Source organism: Pseudomonas sp. LBUM1663 (assembly GCF_059695905.1).
The window spans coordinates 435,095-452,810 of the sequence record NZ_CP166792.1 but is presented as its reverse complement, the minus strand read 5'-3'; the positions used below and the strand labels follow the sequence as shown (position 1 = coordinate 452,810).

Below are 17,716 nucleotides of genomic sequence, written 5' to 3'. Positions count from 1 at the left end.
CGACGCTGCTTAGCTACCTCGCCGGCATGGGGACTACACAGTCAGCGGCAATCTCTTAATAAAAAAGCCGCCAAACCCGCCACTGATTACCGACACAGCTGACAGACATGCTCACCCCGATGTGGATAATGGCCAAACGACAGCTTTTTCACGGACCAACCAGTACGTTTCATTGAGCAAAATGTAACCATCATTTGCTACACACCCGTCGCAACGGGATAATGCGCGCCACTCGGCGCCAAGCGCCACCTAGGCAGTTCGCTTTTTTTGCGATTCGCCGCGTCAAGGAAGCCCGCAGGGGCGGGATGTATGCCTGTGATCAATTTCAACATCGCCCAATGGCGCGCGTGGGCCCCTGGGCTCGAAAGCGTGGACGATTGGCAGGCCTGGAGCCGACAACCGGTCGTGCTTCAGAGCAGCGATGCCGCCCCCGACGTGTCTTTTCTGCCGGCCATGCAGCGCCGGCGACTCAGCCGTCTGGCGCGAATGGCGTTCAGCGTCGGCTGGCCCCTGGCCGATGGTCGCCGGGACCTACCGTTGGTCTTTATTTCCCGTCATGGCGAAACACCTCGTACCTTCGAAATTCTCAGCGATCTGGCCGCCGGCCAACCGTTATCGCCAACTCAATTCAGCTTGTCAGTGCACAACGCGGTTATTGGCCTATGGTCGATCATGCGCGGTGAGACCAGCGAAATGACCGCCCTTGCCGCGGCCGGTGACGGCCTTGAACACGGCATGCTAGAGGCCGCGGCGCTGCTTGAAGAAGGTGCACCGGCCGTGTTGCTGATCGTCACCGAAGAACAACCGCCCGAGGCCTACTCGGCCTGGATCGACGACGTGCCGTTCCCTTATGCCGTCGGTCTGTTACTGACCCCAGGTACCGACTGGCAGCTGTCCCTGAACAGCACCTCGGATGCGTTGTCCAACGCCCACTGGCCCCATGCCCTGAATCTCTTGCGTACCCTGCTCGGCCAGCAGACCACCTGCCAACATGCCTGGAAAAATCGTGTATGGACCTGGCAACGCAACCTGTAACCGAAAAAAACCGCGACGCCTATTACTGGCGTCTGCTGGCCACCGCCGCAAGCTTCACCCTGTTCGGGTTGGGCGGTCTGTGCCTGCGGCTGGTGGTTTTTCCGTTGCTGAGCTGCCTGCCCGGCGATGCCCAGACCCATCGATTACGGGCACGGCAAACCGTCAGTCGCTGCTTTTGGTTTTTTGTCCGGTTCATGGCCCGTACCGGCGTACTGACCTACGACATCCAGGGCGCGGAAAAGCTCGGTCGCCCGGGCCAGATGATCGTGGCCAATCACCCGTCGCTGATCGATGTGGTGTTCCTGATCGGCCTGGTGCGTCACGCCAACTGCGTGGTCAAGAACAGCCTCTGGGAAAACCCGTTCACCCGCGGCCCGCTACGCCGCACCGAATACATCAGCAACGACGGCAGCATGGACATGCTCGACGCTGCGGCAGACGCACTGAAAAGCGGTCAGACCCTGATCATCTTTCCCGAAGGCACACGCACCCAGCCGGGCGAACCGCCGGCCTTTCATCGGGGTGGCGCGGCAATCGCCCTGCGCGGTGCGAGAATCCTGACCCCGGTGATCATCAAAGTCAGTCCGACCACATTGACCAAGGCCGAACCCTGGTATCGCATCCCGAAACGTCGCGTGCACTTCAGTTTTCGGGTCGGGGCCGATATAGACCCACAGGCCTTTGCTGCGCATGGCCCTGCGCCTCAGGCTTCGCGCAAGCTCAACGATTATTTGCATTCTTACTTTATTAAGGAGCTCGCCGAAGATGAGCGATCTGCACCGTGAAATCAAAGAACTGATCATCGACGCCCTGGGTCTTGAGGACATCAGCGCACAAGACATCAGCGATGACCAGACGCTGTTCGGCGAAGGCCTGGGCCTGGATTCGGTAGATGCCCTGGAACTCGGCCTGGCCATCCAGAAAAAGTACGGCATCAAAATCGACGCCGACGCCAAGGACACCCGTAATCACTTCAACAACGTGGCGAGCCTTGCGGCGTTCGTCACCGCAAAACAGGCAGCTTGAGACCGGACCATGCAAACTCGTGACGACATTTTCAACACCCTGCGCGATGCCTTGGTCGAACTCTTCGAGCTAGACCCTGAGCGCGTGAGCCTCGAATCCAACCTGTATCAGGATCTGGAAATCGACAGCATCGACGCCGTCGACCTGATCGATCACATCAAGCGCCAGACCGGCAAGAAAATCGCCGCCGAAGAATTCAAATCGGTGCGTACCGTCAGCGACGTGGTCGAGGCGGTCTACCGTCTGGTTCAACCGGCCGCATGAGTCGACTGATCGGCCTTGGCCTGCTGCTGGCGGGCTTGTTGTACCCCTTTGCGGTGTATTTCGGCATGGAACACTTTGCCCCGTGGCAGTTCGGTCTGCTGCTGGGCAGCCTGTGGCTGGCGCGGGCGCTGCTGGGTGCCCGTCGCCCCGGTAGTTTGTGGATGGCGATCACCGCGATCGGCTTTTGCCTGTTGCTGGCGCTGTTCGACAGCCCGCCGTTGCTGCGTTGGTACCCGGTGCTGATCAGCGCTTTCATGCTGGGGCTGTTTGGCCTGAGCCTGAAAGTCGGGCCGCCGATGGTGGAGCGCCTGGCGCGCCTGCGTGAGCCGTACTTGCCGGCCAAGGCGATTGTTTACACCCGCCAGGTGACCGTCGTCTGGTGTGTGTTTTTCCTCTGTAACGGTTTGCTCGCCGCCGCCCTGACCCTGTGGGCGCCGCTGAGTTGGTGGATGTTGTACACCGGCCTGATTTCCTATGGATTGATGGGCCTGCTGTTTGCCATTGAATGGCTCATACGACAACGGGTACGAGGCCACCCATGAATTGGATATCACTTGAGCAGCTGTTGCTCAAGGCACAGCCGGAGCGTGCCGTTGCGGCCAAACCGGCATTGAATCACGCATACCTGTGCGAACAGGCGTTGAGCCTCGCGGCCGGCCTGCAATCCCAGGGCGTGCAGCGCATCGCCGTGCACCTTGAAGATGCCGCTGACCTGGCGATTGCCCTGCTCGGCGCCTGGCGTGCCGGGGTCAGTGTGCTGCTGCCTGCCGACCTGCAACCGCAGACTCGTCAACGCTGGTCGAGCGAAGTCGATCTGTGGCTGACCGACCTGGCCGATGATGCGCACCTCACCGACTATCGGCAGCCACCCCTGTCCCCCGCCGCACTGGATCTGGACGCGTGCCATCTGAGCCTGTGCACGTCCGGTTCCAGCGGCGAACCCAAGCGCATCGACAAGACCCTGCGCCAGATCGCCAATGAAGTGCAGGCGCTGGAGCAGCTTTGGGGTGCCGATCTGGGCCAGGCGTGCATCATCGGCAGCGTCGCCACCCAGCACATCTACGGACTGCTGTTTCGGGTGCTGTGGCCGCTGTGTGCCGGGCGCTCGTTCGTGCGCAAGCAACTGGCCTTCCCCGAAGATTTGCAGCGCGCCAGCCGCGAACACCCGGTGTTCGCCTGGGTTGCCAGCCCGGCTCTGCTCAAGCGCATGGGCGACAACCTCGACTGGCCGGCATTGAGTGCGGTTCGCCGGGTCTTTTCCTCCGGTGGAGCCTTGCCGACCGAGGCGGCGCAAAGTCTTTACGAGCGCCTTGGACAATGGCCAACGGAAATTCTTGGCAGCTCGGAAACCGGTGGCATCGCCTGGCGTCAGGGTCACGATCTGTGGCAGCCGTTTGCTGAGATCAAGCTGAGCCAGGACAGCGAAGGTGCCCTGCTGATCGCCTCTCCCTACTTGCCGGCCGGCCACATCGAACACACCGCTGATGCCGCCAGAATCGCTGCCGACGGCCGATTCGAACTGCTCGGACGGCTGGACCGGATCGTCAAACTGGAAGAAAAACGCATCTCGCTGCCGATGCTGGAAAAGGCGCTGATGGAGCATGACTGGGTCGCCGAGGCGCGCCTCGGTGTGGTCCAGGAAAACCGCGCCTCTCTGGGCGCGCTGCTGGTGCTGACGGACGCAGGCCTGCATGCCTTGCGCAATCAGGGCCGACGCACCGTCACACAAGAATTGCGTCAGCACCTGAGCCAGCACTGCGAAGCCCTGGCCCTGCCACGACGCTGGCGGTTACTGCGACAATTGCCCCTGAACGCTCAAGGCAAACTGCCTCAAGCCGACGTCGAAGCCTTGCTGCTGGCACCCCGCCCGAAAGCGCCGGAAGTGTTGGAGCAGATCGAAGTCGATGGCGAATGGAGCCTGCAACTGGCCGTTCCGCCGGACCTCGCCTACTTCAGCGGACACTTCCCGCAAACGCCGGTATTGCCCGGTGTGGTGCAGGTGGATTGGGCGCTGAGACTCGGTCAGCAATTGATGGACCTGCCGGCCAGATTTGCCGGTATGGAAGTGCTGAAATTCCAGCAGCTGGTGCGCCCGGGCGATGAAGTCCAGCTGCACCTGCGCTTCGACCCGGAACGCAGCAAACTGTATTTCGCCTACCGCAATGAAACCGCGACCTGTTCCAGTGGGCGGATTTTGCTGGAGGCAATGCCCGATGCATAACCTGAGGCAATGGCCATCATTGTGGCGAGGGAGCTTGCTCCCGCTCGAGTGCGTAGCGCTCGCCATGAAATCTGCGCCGAATGGTATCGGGTCTGCTCCGCAGCCCGGCGGGAGCAAGCTCCCTCGCCACAGTTCAGGGGAGGTTTCGAAACATGCATAACCCCTGCGCAATCATCCCGGTCTACAACCACGAAACCGCGATCACCACGGTGGTCGACGCGCTGATCGCCCGTGGCCTGCCATGCATTCTAGTGGACGATGCCAGCGATCCATCCTGCGCCAGAGTGCTCGACCAACTGGCCCAGCGTGAAATGGTCAATCTGATCCGCCTCGCCGCCAACCAGGGCAAGGGCGGTGCGGTCATGACCGGCCTGCGCGAAGCCTCGCGCCTGGGTTTCAGCCACGCTCTGCAAGTGGACGCCGACGGCCAGCACGACCTGCAGGATGTTGCGACCTTCATCGCACAATCACGCGCACATCCCAACGCGGTGATCTGCGGTTATCCACAATACGACGCCAGCGTGCCGAAAGGACGGCTTTACGCCCGCTACCTGACGCACGTCATGGTCTGGATCAACACGCTTTCATTGCAGATCCGCGATTCCATGTGCGGTTTCCGCGTCTACCCATTGCCACCGACCCTGGCGTTGATCGACTCGGCGAGGATCGGCAAGCGCATGGACTTCGACTCGGACATCCTCGTGCGCCTGGCCTGGCGCAATCAGCCGATGCAGTGGCTGCCGACCAAGGTCCATTACCCGCTGGACGGTGTCTCGCATTTCCGTATGTTCCACGACAATGTGCTGATTTCGAGCATGCACACCCGGCTGTTCTTCGGCATGTTGCTGCGGGCCCCGGTGATCCTCTGGCGACGGTGGCGAGCATGAGCAGCAACACAGACAAACAGCACTGGGCAGACCGCCAGGAGCGCGGCAGTTTCTGGCTGATGAAACTCACCGCGTTTGGCGCGAAAGTGCTGGGCCGGCGGCTGCTGAGTCCGCTGCTGTACGGCATCGTCCTATACTTTTTCCTGTTCGGCCGCAGCGCCCGCCGCAGTGCCTGGCAATACCAGCAACGCCTCGCGGACTGGAGCGCACGCCCGCAATTGCGTCCGACCCACTGGCGAGTGTTCAGCCAGTTCATGGCCTTCGCCGATTCGATGCTCGACAAACTCGACGTATGGAACGGCAAGTTGAGCATCGAACACATCGAAATCGTCGACCCTGCACTGCTGCGCAGTCAGCTGCGTGGCACTCGCGGGCAGATGCTGGTGGGCGCACACCTGGGCAATCTCGAAGTCTGCCGCGCACTGGCGGAGATCGGTGAGAAGGTCACGATGAACGTGCTGGTGCACACCAAGCACGCCGAGCAGTTCAACCGATTGCTGGGTGAGGCCGGCGCGACCAATTTGCGGTTGATTCAGGTCAGTGAGCTGGACCCGGTGATCATGCTGCAACTGCATGAACGCCTGGAGCGTGGCGAGTGGCTGGCGATTGCCGGCGACCGCGTGCCGCTGCATGGCGGGCGCAGCGTGACCGTGGACTTCCTCGGTCATCAGGCCGCGTTCCCCCAGGGGCCGTGGCTGCTGGCCGGCTTGCTGAAATGCCCGATCCATCTGTTGATGTGCCTGAAGAAACCGACGGGCCAATACCGAGTGACCCTCGAGCCGTTTACCGAGGCGGTGGTGTGGAAACGCAGTGACCGCGAACACGTCATTCATCAGTGGGCTTCCCGCTACGCCGAACGCCTGGGTCACTATTGCCTCGAAGCGCCCCAACAATGGTTCAACTTTTACCCTTTCTGGAAGACCGATGACGACGCCAACGCTTGAGCCGGTAACCTTCGGCGAACTCCCTTTGCGCATCGAAGACGTGCTGGCCGTGGCCAACCGTCAGGTTCCAACGCAGTTGCAGGATGATCCTGCGTACCGCGAGCGCATCGCCAAGGGCGCGCGATTCCTCGATTCCCTGCTGGACAAGGAAGGCGTGATCTATGGCGTGACCACCGGTTACGGCGACTCGTGCGTGGTCGCGGTGCCGCTCCATCACGTTGAGGCGCTGCCCCGTCATCTGTACACGTTCCACGGCTGCGGACTGGGCAAACTGCTCGACGCCCAGGCCACGCGTGCGGTACTCGCGGCGCGCTTGCAGTCGTTGTGCCACGGCGTATCCGGGGTGCGCGTGGAGTTGCTGGAACGCCTGCAAGCCTTCCTTGAACACGACATCCTGCCGCTGATCCCGGAAGAAGGGTCGGTGGGCGCCAGCGGTGATCTGACGCCGTTGTCCTACGTCGCCGCAACCTTGTCCGGCGAGCGCGAAGTGATATTCCGTGGTGAGCGCCGACAAGCCGCCGATGTCCATCGCGAACTTGGCTGGACACCGCTGGTGCTACGCCCGAAAGAAGCGTTGGCGCTGATGAATGGCACCGCCGTGATGACCGGCCTCGCCTGCCTGGCCTACGCCCGCGCCGATTACCTGCTGCAACTGGCCACCCGTATCACCGCGCTGAACGTGGTCGCGCTGCAAGGCAACCCGGAACACTTCGACGAACGTCTGTTCGCCGCCAAACCGCATCCGGGGCAGATGCAAGTCGCCGCGTGGTTGCGCAAGGATTTGGCCATCGATGCGCCAACCGCACCGCTGCATCGCCTGCAAGACCGCTACTCCTTGCGCTGCGCGCCGCATGTCCTCGGCGTCCTGGCCGACAGCCTGAACTGGCTGCGTTCGTTCATCGAGATCGAGCTCAACAGCGCCAACGACAACCCGATTATCGACGCCGAAGCCGAACGCGTGCTGCACGGCGGGCACTTCTACGGCGGCCATATTGCATTCGCCATGGACAGCCTGAAAAACCTGGTGGCCAACGTTGCCGATCTGCTGGATCGGCAACTCGCGCTGCTGGTGGATGAGCGTTACAACCATGGCCTGCCGAGCAACCTGTCCGGCGCCACAGCTGACCGCGCGATGCTCAATCACGGCTTCAAAGCCGTGCAGATCGGCACCAGTGCCTGGACCGCCGAAGCGCTGAAAAACACCATGCCCGCCAGCGTCTTCTCGCGCTCCACCGAGTGCCACAACCAGGACAAGGTGAGCATGGGCACCATCGCCGCCCGTGATGCGATTCGTGTGCTGGAGCTGACAGAACAGGTCGCCGCCGCCACGTTACTCGCCGCCAACCAGGGCGTGTGGCTGCGCAGCAAGGCCGAGGATGCGCGGCCGTTGCCGCCAGCGTTGGCAGCCATGCATGAAGAGCTGACCAAGGACTTCCCGCCGGTCATCGAAGACCGTGCGCTGGAAGGCGAATTGCGCCTGTGCCTGAAACGTATCGCCGAGCAACACTGGAGGCTGCATGCGTAGCAAGGGAGTGCTTCACACCGATACGGAAATCCTCGTGCCGTTCTTTGACGTCGACACCATGAACGTGGTCTGGCACGGCCATTACGTCAAATACCTGGAAGTCGCCCGTTGTGCGCTGCTGGACAAGATTGGCCACAACTACACCGCCATGGTCGAGTCGGGTTACGCCTGGCCGGTGATCGACCTGCAACTGCGCTATGTGCGCGGCGCCGTGTTCGGTCAAAAGCTGAACGTGCGGGCCAATCTGGTGGAGTGGGAGAACCGTTTGAAGATCAACTATCTGATCAGCGATCTGCAAACCGGTGAGCGTTTGACCCGCGCCAGTTCCGTACAGGTGGCCGTCGACATGAGCAGCCGTGAAATGCAGCTGGCCTCACCGAAGATCTTCACCGATGCCGTTGAAAGGATGCTGGCATGAACCCGTTTTTCAAATACCTCGCTGCGTTGGCGCTGCTCGGATTGTCATCGATTGCTTACGCCTTCGATTTGCAGCAGCTGAGCGATCAACTGGCCAAGCCCGATGTGATCCACGGCAACTTCATCCAGGAAAAACACCTGCGAGCATTGCCCAAGCCGCTGACCAGCAAGGGCACTTTCGTCCTCGCTAAAAACCACGGTTTGCTCTGGTTGTTGAAAACCCCGCTGCAACAGGATTACCGCATCACCAACAAAGGCATCGCCCGTCGCGACGCCAGCGGCTGGCAAATGCTCCCGGGCAAGAGCGCCGGCGCCGAGCAGAACCGCTTGTTCCTCGCCGTGCTGCAAGGCGACAGCAGCGGGTTGCAACGGGACTTCGAACTGTCCCTGAGCGGCGATGCGCAGAACTGGAAACTGACGCTGATCCCACGCTCGTTGCTGCTCAAACAAGTGTTCAACCAGATCAACATCACCGGCAGCGAATTGGTGCACAGCATCGAACTGCTGGAAACCCAGGGCGACAGCACCCTTTTGCGTATGCAGGACAGCACCAGCACCCAACCGTTGAGCGACGCGGAGCAACATGACTTTGCCGAGTGAACGCAGACTTCCATGGCTGTTTTTGATCCTGCTGCTGGCGGTGCTCGCGCTCGCCGGTTGGCAATGGCGCGACGGCGCACCTTTGTCGGCCAACCTGATGGAACTGGTGCCGGGTACGGCGCCGGACGCGCTGGAACAGCGCGCCGAACAACGCATGCAAGAACCGTTGAACCGCGAAATGCTGGTGCTGGTCGGCCATAAAGATCGCCCGCAAGCCATCGCCATGGCGCAGAAACTCGGCGAGCAATGGCAAGCCAGCGGTTTGTTCGAGAAGGTTCAGTGGAACCTGCAAGCCGACTTGCCGGCGTTGCGCACCCAATTGCTGCAAGGCCGACTGTCGATGCTCTCGGCGATGGACCGGCAGCAGCTGATCGAACATCCCGACGCCTTTATCCAGCAGCGCGTGCAAGCACTGTTCGACCCGTTCACTGGTTTCAGCCTGGTGCCGAGCCAGGATGACTGGCTGGGCCTGACCGGGCGCATCCAGAACAGCCAGCCACAACACGGCGCCGTGCAACTGGACATCGGCAGCGGAGCGCTGGTCGCCGATGCCGACGGCAAGAGTTGGGTGTTGCTGCGGGCAAAAACCGCGGGCGATGCCTTCGACATGAGCCTGCCGCTGCAAGTGGCCGACCTGCTCGAACAGAGCCGCAAAGAAGCCGCCCAGGCCGATGTGCAATTGCTCGCTGCCAGCGGTCTGTTGTACGCGGCTAACGGTCAGCAACAGGCCACCCGTGAAATGACATGGGTCGGTGGCGGTGCCACCGTCGGCATTCTGTTGTTGCTGTTGCTGGCCTTCCGGCGCTGGCGTGTCTTGCTCGCTTTCGTTCCCGTGCTGGTGGGCATGCTGTTCGGCGGCGTGGCCTGCGTGGCGCTGTTCGGTCACATGCACGTGATGACGTTGGTGCTGGGCTCGAGCCTGATCGGCGTGGCCGTCGATTACCCGCTGCATTACCTGTCGAAAAGCTGGAGCCTGAAACCCTGGAACAGCTGGCCGGCATTACGCCTGACCCTGCCGGGCCTGACGCTGAGCCTGATCACCAGTTGCATCGGCTACCTGGCCCTGGCCTGGACGCCGTTCCCGGCCCTGACCCAGATTGCCGTGTTCTCCGCCGCCGGCCTGCTCGGCGCCTACTTGTCCGCCGTGTGCCTGCTGCCAGCGCTTCTCAAGGGCGTTAACCTGCGACCGGCACATTGGCCGCTGCGTATCTGCGAGTGTTTGCTGAACCTGCGCGAAGCGCTGCTCAAACACGTCAGTACGCCAGTGTTACTGGCACTGCTGATTGCCTTCTGCGCCGGCGGTCTGTTGCGACTCGACAGCAAAAACGATATCCGCCAGTGGATCGGCGCACCGCAGCAATTGACCGACGAAGCCCAGGCCATTGCGCGCATCACCGGCTTTCAGCCGACCAGCCAGTTCTTCCTGGTGCGCGCGGCCAATCAACAGGAACTGCTCGAACGCCAAACCGCACTGAGCGAGCGTCTGGACCAGTTGGTCAACCTGGAAAAACTCCAGGGTTACTTGTCGCTCAATCAACTGGTCAGCCAACCGAGCGAGCAGCGCAAAGTGCGCGAAGCGTTGAGCAAGTTGCCGCAGTTCTGGCAACCGTTACTCGACCTCGGCGTGCCGGCAGAAGCACTGCAAGCGGAGCTTGTGAAATTGCAGGCGCTGCCCACCGAAGACATCGACGCAGCACTGGTCGGCCCGTTGGCTGAACCCTATCGCGCCCTGTGGCTGGGGCCGACCGATGACGGCGTGGCGGCGATGGTCAGTCTGCAAGGCCTGAACAACCCTTCGCTGTTGCGCGTCCAGGCGCTGGATTTGCCGGGCGTCGAATTGGTAGATCGCCTCGGTGAATTGAACAATGTTTTCGCTGCAACTCAGATCAGCGCCGCTGAATTGAAACTCGCCTCCTGCGTGCTGATCGTGCTGGTACTGATCCTGCCGTTTGGCTTCGGTGGTGCGTTGCGCATCGTCTCGCTGCCGTTGCTCGCCGCCTTGTGCAGCCTGGCCAGCCTTGGCTGGATGGGCCAACCGCTGACCCTGTTCAGCCTGTTCGGCCTGCTGCTGGTCACGGCGATCAGCGTCGATTACGCGATCCTCATGCGCGAACAGGTCGGCGGCGCCGCCGTGAGCCTGCTGGGCACCTTGCTGGCGGCGGTCACCACATGGCTGTCATTCGGTCTGCTGGCGGTGTCCAGCACGCCGGCGGTGAGCAACTTCGGCCTGTCGGTGAGCCTCGGCCTGGCGTTCAGTTTCATCCTGGCGCCGTGGGCCGGACGCCAAGTGCATGCCGCTGCCGTCGTGGAGCCTGCAACATGATGATCGCCTTGTTTTGGCTGATGGCCCTGACGATGTTCGCCGTGGCCACCCGTGTGGGTCGACACTTTGGCCTGATCCCGATCGTCAGCCAGTTGCTGCTGGCGACCTTCGGCCTGCCGCTGCTGATGTACTTCTGGATCGAACCGGGCTGGCAACTCAGTGGCGCCGAACTGATCTCGCCGGTGTGGCTGAAAAACCTCTACAGCCTCGGTTTTGCCTTGTTGCTGGGAAACATCCTCAGCGATGTGATCGACCTGCGGCTGGATCGCCAGAGCCTGAAAATCGCCCTGCCGAGTTTTTGCATTCCATTTGCCTGCGGTCTGGCGACTGCAGTCTGGTTGTTACCCGCGCAGCCGTGGATCAGTTCATTGGCAGTGGGCCTGGTGTTCGCCATCACCGCGATCCCGGTGTTGTACCTCTACCTGCGACACATCAATTACCCGCCCGCCGCAACCCGGCGGCTGGTGCAAACCGCGATCCTCATCGACCTGACGTGCTGGACGCTGTTCGGCTTCGCCCAGGGCAGTCTGCACCTGACCAGTCTGCTGCTGCCGCTGGCCGGCGCCTGCCTTCCGGCGCTTCTGCGTTTGCTGGGTTTGCGCCAACCGTTATTGCACAGCGGCTGCTTCTTTGCGTTGCTGGTGGTCGCCGAACACTTCAAGCTCAATGCACTGATTTTCGGCATCGGTTATCTGCTGTGCATGGCCGCGCTGAAAGTGCCGCTGGTGTTGCCGTTGCCGGCGATCTGGATGAACCGGCTCCAGACATGGATTGCCATCCCGCTGATCCTCACCTTCGGCATCGTGCAGATCAACGTCCACGCCGCCATGGCCAGTCTTGGCTGGGTGCAGTTGGTGGCGCTGCTGCTGTTGCCGATTGCCAGCAAACTGCTGGGTAACTGGCTCGGCCTCGGCTGGGCCGGCGCTTCGTTTGAAGGTGCCAGTCGTTGGCGCGAAAGCCTGCTTTTGAATATTCGCGGCTTGAGCGAGATCGTCTTTCTCAACCTGCTGCTGCAACAACAGCTCATCAGCCCGGCGCTGTACTTCGCGCTGATGGTGATGGGCCTGATCGCCACACTGCTGCCGGCACTCGCCGGCATGCACCAAACCCCTTTGAATATCGCCGCCCCGGCAAGGAGCCCCCGTGCCAACAGTTGAAATGGAACGTCGCCAGGTTGTTGTCATTGGCGCGGGTCCTTCGGGCGCCATTGCCGCCGCGCTGCTCAAGCGCAAAGGCCACGACGTGCTGATGATCGAACGCCAGCACTTCCCACGGTTTTCCATCGGTGAAAGCCTGTTGTCGCACTGCCTGGATTTCGTCGAAGAAGCCGGCATGCTCGAGGCCGTGAACGCCGCCGGGTTCCAGATGAAAAACGGCGCCGCGTTCGCCTGGGGCGAGCACTACAGCGCCTTTGATTTCGGCGATACGTTCAGCAACGGCAAGCCGACTACCTTCCAGGTCCAGCGCGCCGATTTCGACAAACTGCTGGCCGATCAGGCTGCGCTGCAAGGCGTCGACGTTCGTTATGGCGAAGCCATTGTCAGCGCCGATTTCGACCTGCCGAAACCGCAGCTCGACGTGCTGCGCGAGGATGGCAGCCAGTACCGTGTCGAAGCTGATTTTGTGCTCGATGCCAGCGGCTACGGTCGCGTGTTGCCACGTCTGCTGGACCTTGAAGCACCGTCGAATTTCCCGGTGCGCCAGGCGGTGTTCACCCACGTCGAAGACCATATCGACAGCCCGACCTTCGAGCGCGAAAAGATCCTCATCACCACCCATCCGACCCATCGCGACATCTGGTTCTGGACCATTCCGTTCAGCAACGGTCGCTGCTCGGTGGGCGTGGTCGCGGCCGCCGAACACTTCGAAGGCCGCATGGAGAATCTGGACGATTGCCTGCGCGGCTTCATCGCTGAAACCCCAAGCCTGGCCGGCGTCCTGAAAAACGCAGTGTGGGACACGCCGGCCCGCACCATCGGCGGCTACTCGGCCAACGTCAAAACCTTGCACGGCCCTGGCTTTGCGCTGCTTGGCAACGCCGCAGAATTCCTCGACCCGGTGTTCTCCTCCGGCGTGACCATCGCCATGCGCTCGGCCAGCATGGCCGCCGGCGTTTTGCATCGCCAACTGCAGGGTGAAAGCGTCGACTGGCAGACCGAGTTCGCTGCACCGCTCAAGCGCGGCGTCGACACGTTCCGCTGCTACGTCGAAGGCTGGTACGCCGGGACCTTCCAGGATGTGATTTACCATCCAGGCAGCTCAGCGGATATCCGTCGTATGATCAGTGCGATCCTCGCCGGTTATGCGTGGGACGAACGTAATCCGTTCGTCAGCGAACCCAAGCGTCGTCTGCGTGTGCTGTCGGAACTTTGCGCAAGAGATGTCACATGATTCGTTACCTGCTTCTGGGCTGCCTCCTGCTGCTGAGCGCTTGCGCCAGCCAGGCGCCGCTGCCCGGGCAAACCGACAACCTGCCGTTGCCGCAGCAGTTGCACATCCAGCGCTTGCTGGCTGATCAGCGTCAGGATTGGGTGTTGGTGATTGCGCGCGAAGGTCCCGGCATTCGCTGGTCGATGATGGACTTGCTGGGCATTCCGCAGGCACGCCAGAAACTGATCGATGGCCAGTGGCAGGCCGACGGCCTGTTGCCGCCGAATCCGGAAGCCCGGGAGTTGTTCGCCGCCTTACTGTTCGCGCTGACCCCGGAAGGCGAATTGCAGGGCAACTACCCCGACGCCTGGCAACATGGCTCGCAACGTTCCCTGCCCACTCGCTGGGACGTGCATTACTCGCAACCACTGAGATTTGAGTTGATCCTGCCTAAAGGTCCGAAGTACCTGGTGACGCCCTTGAGCGGGGAGACGCCATGACCGCCTACCTGAATGCCCTCGGGGTGATCTGCGCCCTGGGTCGCGACAAACAGGAAGTCGCCCGCAATTTGTTTGCCGGCGATTGCTCCGGCATGCGCAGCGAATCCGGCTGGGTGCCGGAGCGGTCATTGCCAGTGGCGGCGGTGCGTGGGGAACTGGCGCCGATCCCGCCGGAACTGGCCGAGCAAAGCAGCCGCAACAACCAATTGCTGCTGGAAGCCGCCCTGCAAATTCGCAATGACATTGATCAAGCGATCCAGACTTACGGCCGCGATCGAATCGGCGTGATCCTCGGCACCAGCACATCCGGCATCGATGAGGCCAGCCGTGGCCTGGCCCATTACATTCGCGAACATGAATTCCCCGCCGACTACGACTATCAGCAGCAGGAACTCGGCGCGCCGGCAAATTTCCTCGCCGACTGGCTGCAATTGAGCGGCCCGGCGTATGTGATCTCGACTGCTTGCACCTCCAGCGCCCGGGCGCTGATGAGTGCCCAGCGCCTGCTGGATCTGGGTATGTGCGATGCCGTGCTGTGCGGCGGCGTCGACAGTTTGTGCAAACTGACCCTCAACGGCTTTTCGGCCCTGGAAGCGGTCTCCGAGCAGCGCTGCAACCCGTTTTCGGTCAACCGCAACGGCATCAATATCGGCGAAGCCGCCGTGCTGTTTCTGATGAGCAAGAAGGCCGGTGACAGCCAACCGATTGCCCTGCTCGGCAGCGGCGCCAGTTCCGATGCGCACCACATCTCGGCGCCGGAACCGACCGGCCGGGGCGCCCTGCAAGCCATGAGCAAAGCCCTGAACCGCGCGAATGTGCAGCCCGGGCAAATCGGCTACCTGAACCTGCACGGCACCGCGACCCAACATAACGACGCGATGGAAAGCCTGGCAGTCTCGGCCCTGTTTGCGCAAGGCGTGCCCTGCTCTTCCACCAAGCCGATGACCGGTCATACGCTCGGCGCGGCCGGCGCCCTGGAAGCGGCGTTCTGCTGGTTGAGCCTGAGCGCGGACAATCGGGAAAGCCTCTTGCCGCCCCACATCTGGGACGGTCAGCCCGACCCCGACTTGCCGGCCTTGCAGTGGGTGACCCCGGACCATCGCCTGACGTCCATTGCACCTCGCTACCTGATGAGCAATTCCTTTGCCTTCGGTGGCAACAACGTCAGCCTGATTATCGGAGACGCCCCATGATTGACTGGCCGCTCGCCGAGCTGCTGCCGCACGCTGGCGACATGATCCTCATTGATCAGATCCTGGCGTTCGATGACGAGCAGATTCACACCCGCCTCACCGTCAAGCCCGGGGGCCTGTTCAACCGTCCCGACGGCAGCCTGCCGGCGTGGGTCGGTATCGAACTGATGGCCCAGAGTGTCGCGGCCTACGCCGGTTGCCATGCGCGCCAGCGCGGTGATGCGGTGGAGCTGGGTTTCCTGCTCGGCACCCGTAAATTCGAATGCAACGTGGAGCACTTCCCGGCGGGCACCGAGCTGACCATCTACGGGCTGCGCTCGCTGGAAGACGACAACGGCATGGGCGTGTTCGAATGCCACATCAACGCCCCCGGCATTCACGCCACCGCCCGCCTGAACGTGTTCCGTCCGCCTCAGGCCGCTCAATACCTTCATGAATCCCAAGGAGCCAGCCATGACTGAATCCGTACTGGTCACCGGCTCCAGCCGTGGCATCGGCCGTGCTATTGCGTTGCGTCTGGCCCAGGCCGGGCACGACATCGTGCTGCATTGCCGCAGCGGCCTGGCCGACGCCATCGCCGTTCAGGGCGAAATCCAGGCGCTGGGACGCAATGCTCGAATTTTGCAATTTGATGTCTCAGACCGCCCCAGCTGCAAAGCCATCCTAGAAGCCGATGTGGAAGCTCACGGCGCCTATTACGGCGTGGTGCTGAACGCCGGCCTGACGCGCGACGGTGCTTTTCCGGCGCTGAGCGAGGATGATTGGGACGTGGTGATGCGCACTAACCTCGACGGTTTCTACAACGTGCTGCACCCGGTGATGATGCCGATGATTCGTCGTCGCGCGGCCGGGCGGATTGTCTGCATCACGTCGGTTTCCGGGTTGATCGGCAACCGCGGCCAGGTCAACTACAGCGCCTCCAAGGCCGGTTTGATCGGCGCGGCGAAAGCGTTGGCGATCGAACTGGGCAAGCGCAAAATCACCGTTAACTGTGTCGCACCCGGCCTGATCGACACAGCCATGCTCGACGAAAACGTGCCGGTGGAAGAACTGATGAAAATGATCCCCGCACAACGCATGGGCACCCCGGAAGAGGTGGCCGGCGCGGTGAATTTCCTGATGTCGGCGGAAGCGTCGTACATCACCCGGCAGGTTCTGGCCGTCAACGGAGGCCTGTGTTGATGAAGCGCGTCGTCGTCACCGGCATGGCCGGCATCACTTCACTGGGCAGCGACTGGGACACCATCGCCGGCAACTTCGCGGCCAACCGCAGCGGCATACGCCGGATGGACGAGTGGGATCGGTTCACCGAGCTCAACACGCGCCTGGCCGGGCCCATCGACGACTTCAAGGTCCCGAGCCACTGGACCCGCAAGCAGCTGCGCAGCATGGGCCGGGTCTCTCGCCTGGCGGTGGGCGCGTCGGAGCAGGCACTGGCCGACGCCGGGCTGTTGGGTAACCCGATCATCAAGGACGGGCGCATGGGCGTCGCCTGCGGCTCCTCCACCGGCAGCACCGACGAGATCAAGGCGTTCGGCAACATGCTGCTCAACTCGGTCGCCGAGGGCCTGAACGCCAACTCCTACGTGCGGATGATGCCGCACACGACCGCGGCGAATATCAGCATCTTCTTCGGCCTCACCGGACGGCTGATCCCGACGTCCAGCGCCTGCACCAGCGGCAGCCAGGGCATCGGCTACGCCTACGAGTCGGTCAAGTTTGGTCGCTTGCCATTGATGCTCGCCGGCGGCGCTGAAGAGCTGTGCCCGACCGAAGCCATGGTCTTCGACGCGCTCTACGCCACCAGCCTGAAAAACGATGCGCCGCAGACTTCCCCACGTCCATACGACAGCGGCCGCGATGGCCTGGTCATCGGTGAAGGCGGCGGCATGCTAGTGCTCGAAGAACTCGAACACGCATTGGCTCGCGGTGCGCACATCCACGCCGAACTCGTCGGCTTTGGCAGCAATGCTGACGGCCAGCACGCCACCCGTCCAGAGCAGGCCACCATGCGCCGGGCGATGGAACTGGCGCTGGAAGACGCCGGGCTGCAGCCGTCAGACATCGGCTACGTCAATGGTCACGGCACGGCGACAGAACAAGGCGACATTGCCGAAACACTGGCGACCAGCGCGTTGTTCGGCGAGCACATGCCGATCAGTTCGCAGAAGAGCTTCCTCGGTCACACCCTGGGCGCCTGCGGTGCGCTGGAGTCCTGGTTCAGCATCGAAATGATGAACCGCGACCTATACGTGCACACGTTCAACCTCGACGACGTCGATCCGCACTGCGGCAAGCTCGACTACCTGCGCGGCGAGTTCCGCCAGATGAGTAATGAGTACGTGATGAACAACAATTTTGCTTTTGGTGGCGTCAACACCTCGTTGATTTTCCGTCGCTGGTCGTAACCG

Annotated in this window: 19 protein-coding genes; all 19 read left to right on the top strand. The window is 62.1% G+C overall.

The genetic code is table 11. The features are described from left to right. Positions 1 to 309 precede the first annotated feature (309 nt). The 19 genes from ACA075_RS02100 (at position 310) to ACA075_RS02010 (ending at position 17,713) form a co-directional block, all read left to right on the top strand. Complete coding sequence (locus ACA075_RS02100; protein ID WP_497297085.1) at positions 310 to 1,035, top strand: beta-ketoacyl synthase chain length factor; 726 nt, start codon at positions 310 to 312, stop codon at positions 1,033 to 1,035. Beyond that, positions 1,011 to 1,820, top strand: a complete 810-nt coding sequence (locus ACA075_RS02095; protein ID WP_497297084.1) for a lysophospholipid acyltransferase family protein — start codon at positions 1,011 to 1,013, stop codon at positions 1,818 to 1,820. The genes ACA075_RS02100 and ACA075_RS02095 overlap by 25 nt, the downstream gene beginning before the upstream one ends. After that, complete coding sequence (locus tag ACA075_RS02090) at positions 1,801 to 2,061, top strand: phosphopantetheine-binding protein (protein ID WP_497297083.1); 261 nt, start codon at positions 1,801 to 1,803, stop codon at positions 2,059 to 2,061. Before ACA075_RS02095 ends, ACA075_RS02090 begins: the two co-directional genes overlap by 20 nt. 9 nt (positions 2,062 to 2,070) lie before the next feature. After that, positions 2,071 to 2,325, top strand: coding sequence for an acyl carrier protein (locus ACA075_RS02085; RefSeq protein WP_007992314.1), 255 nt, complete (start codon positions 2,071 to 2,073; stop codon positions 2,323 to 2,325). Beyond that, positions 2,322 to 2,867: a COG4648 family protein gene (locus ACA075_RS02080; RefSeq protein ID WP_497297081.1), complete on the top strand. Its 546-nt coding sequence runs from the start codon at positions 2,322 to 2,324 to the stop codon at positions 2,865 to 2,867. The genes ACA075_RS02085 and ACA075_RS02080 overlap by 4 nt, the downstream gene beginning before the upstream one ends. Continuing rightward, complete coding sequence (locus ACA075_RS02075; protein WP_497297080.1) at positions 2,864 to 4,546, top strand: ApeI family dehydratase; 1,683 nt, start codon at positions 2,864 to 2,866, stop codon at positions 4,544 to 4,546. The genes ACA075_RS02080 and ACA075_RS02075 overlap by 4 nt, the downstream gene beginning before the upstream one ends. Positions 4,547 to 4,698: 152 nt before the next feature. Next, positions 4,699 to 5,433, top strand: coding sequence for a glycosyltransferase family 2 protein (locus ACA075_RS02070; RefSeq protein ID WP_497297079.1), 735 nt, complete (start codon positions 4,699 to 4,701; stop codon positions 5,431 to 5,433). Then, the gene (locus ACA075_RS02065; RefSeq protein WP_497297078.1) at positions 5,430 to 6,377 is read left to right on the top strand and encodes a lysophospholipid acyltransferase family protein; all 948 of its coding nucleotides are present in this window, start codon (positions 5,430 to 5,432) and stop codon (positions 6,375 to 6,377) included. Before ACA075_RS02070 ends, ACA075_RS02065 begins: the two co-directional genes overlap by 4 nt. After that, entirely contained in the window at positions 6,358 to 7,902 is a 1,545-nt protein-coding gene (locus tag ACA075_RS02060) for an HAL/PAL/TAL family ammonia-lyase (RefSeq protein ID WP_497297077.1), read from the top strand. The genes ACA075_RS02065 and ACA075_RS02060 overlap by 20 nt, the downstream gene beginning before the upstream one ends. Further along, complete coding sequence (locus ACA075_RS02055; RefSeq protein ID WP_403103193.1) at positions 7,895 to 8,320, top strand: acyl-CoA thioesterase; 426 nt, start codon at positions 7,895 to 7,897, stop codon at positions 8,318 to 8,320. Before ACA075_RS02060 ends, ACA075_RS02055 begins: the two co-directional genes overlap by 8 nt. After that, positions 8,317 to 8,919, top strand: coding sequence for an outer membrane lipoprotein carrier protein LolA (locus ACA075_RS02050; protein ID WP_497297076.1), 603 nt, complete (start codon positions 8,317 to 8,319; stop codon positions 8,917 to 8,919). The genes ACA075_RS02055 and ACA075_RS02050 overlap by 4 nt, the downstream gene beginning before the upstream one ends. Beyond that, on the top strand, positions 8,903 to 11,242 hold the full coding sequence (locus tag ACA075_RS02045) for an MMPL family transporter (RefSeq protein ID WP_497297074.1): 2,340 nt from the start codon (positions 8,903 to 8,905) through the stop codon (positions 11,240 to 11,242). The genes ACA075_RS02050 and ACA075_RS02045 overlap by 17 nt, the downstream gene beginning before the upstream one ends. Next, positions 11,239 to 12,399 carry a cation:proton antiporter gene (locus ACA075_RS02040; protein ID WP_497297073.1) on the top strand — a complete coding sequence of 387 codons (1,161 nt, stop codon included), beginning with the start codon at positions 11,239 to 11,241 and terminating at the stop codon, positions 12,397 to 12,399. Before ACA075_RS02045 ends, ACA075_RS02040 begins: the two co-directional genes overlap by 4 nt. Continuing rightward, complete coding sequence (locus tag ACA075_RS02035) at positions 12,386 to 13,633, top strand: NAD(P)/FAD-dependent oxidoreductase (protein ID WP_497297072.1); 1,248 nt, start codon at positions 12,386 to 12,388, stop codon at positions 13,631 to 13,633. Before ACA075_RS02040 ends, ACA075_RS02035 begins: the two co-directional genes overlap by 14 nt. Beyond that, positions 13,630 to 14,112: a hypothetical protein gene (locus ACA075_RS02030; protein ID WP_497297071.1), complete on the top strand. Its 483-nt coding sequence runs from the start codon at positions 13,630 to 13,632 to the stop codon at positions 14,110 to 14,112. Before ACA075_RS02035 ends, ACA075_RS02030 begins: the two co-directional genes overlap by 4 nt. Beyond that, complete coding sequence (locus ACA075_RS02025) at positions 14,109 to 15,305, top strand: beta-ketoacyl-[acyl-carrier-protein] synthase family protein (protein ID WP_497297069.1); 1,197 nt, start codon at positions 14,109 to 14,111, stop codon at positions 15,303 to 15,305. Before ACA075_RS02030 ends, ACA075_RS02025 begins: the two co-directional genes overlap by 4 nt. Next, entirely contained in the window at positions 15,302 to 15,766 is a 465-nt protein-coding gene (locus tag ACA075_RS02020; protein WP_497297068.1) for a hotdog family protein, read from the top strand. Before ACA075_RS02025 ends, ACA075_RS02020 begins: the two co-directional genes overlap by 4 nt. After that, the gene (gene fabG, locus ACA075_RS02015; protein ID WP_497297067.1) at positions 15,759 to 16,487 is read left to right on the top strand and encodes a 3-oxoacyl-ACP reductase FabG; all 729 of its coding nucleotides are present in this window, start codon (positions 15,759 to 15,761) and stop codon (positions 16,485 to 16,487) included. The genes ACA075_RS02020 and fabG overlap by 8 nt, the downstream gene beginning before the upstream one ends. Next, the gene (locus tag ACA075_RS02010; protein ID WP_497297066.1) at positions 16,487 to 17,713 is read left to right on the top strand and encodes a beta-ketoacyl-ACP synthase; all 1,227 of its coding nucleotides are present in this window, start codon (positions 16,487 to 16,489) and stop codon (positions 17,711 to 17,713) included. The genes fabG and ACA075_RS02010 overlap by 1 nt, the downstream gene beginning before the upstream one ends. The last annotated feature ends 3 nt before the right edge of the window (positions 17,714 to 17,716 follow it).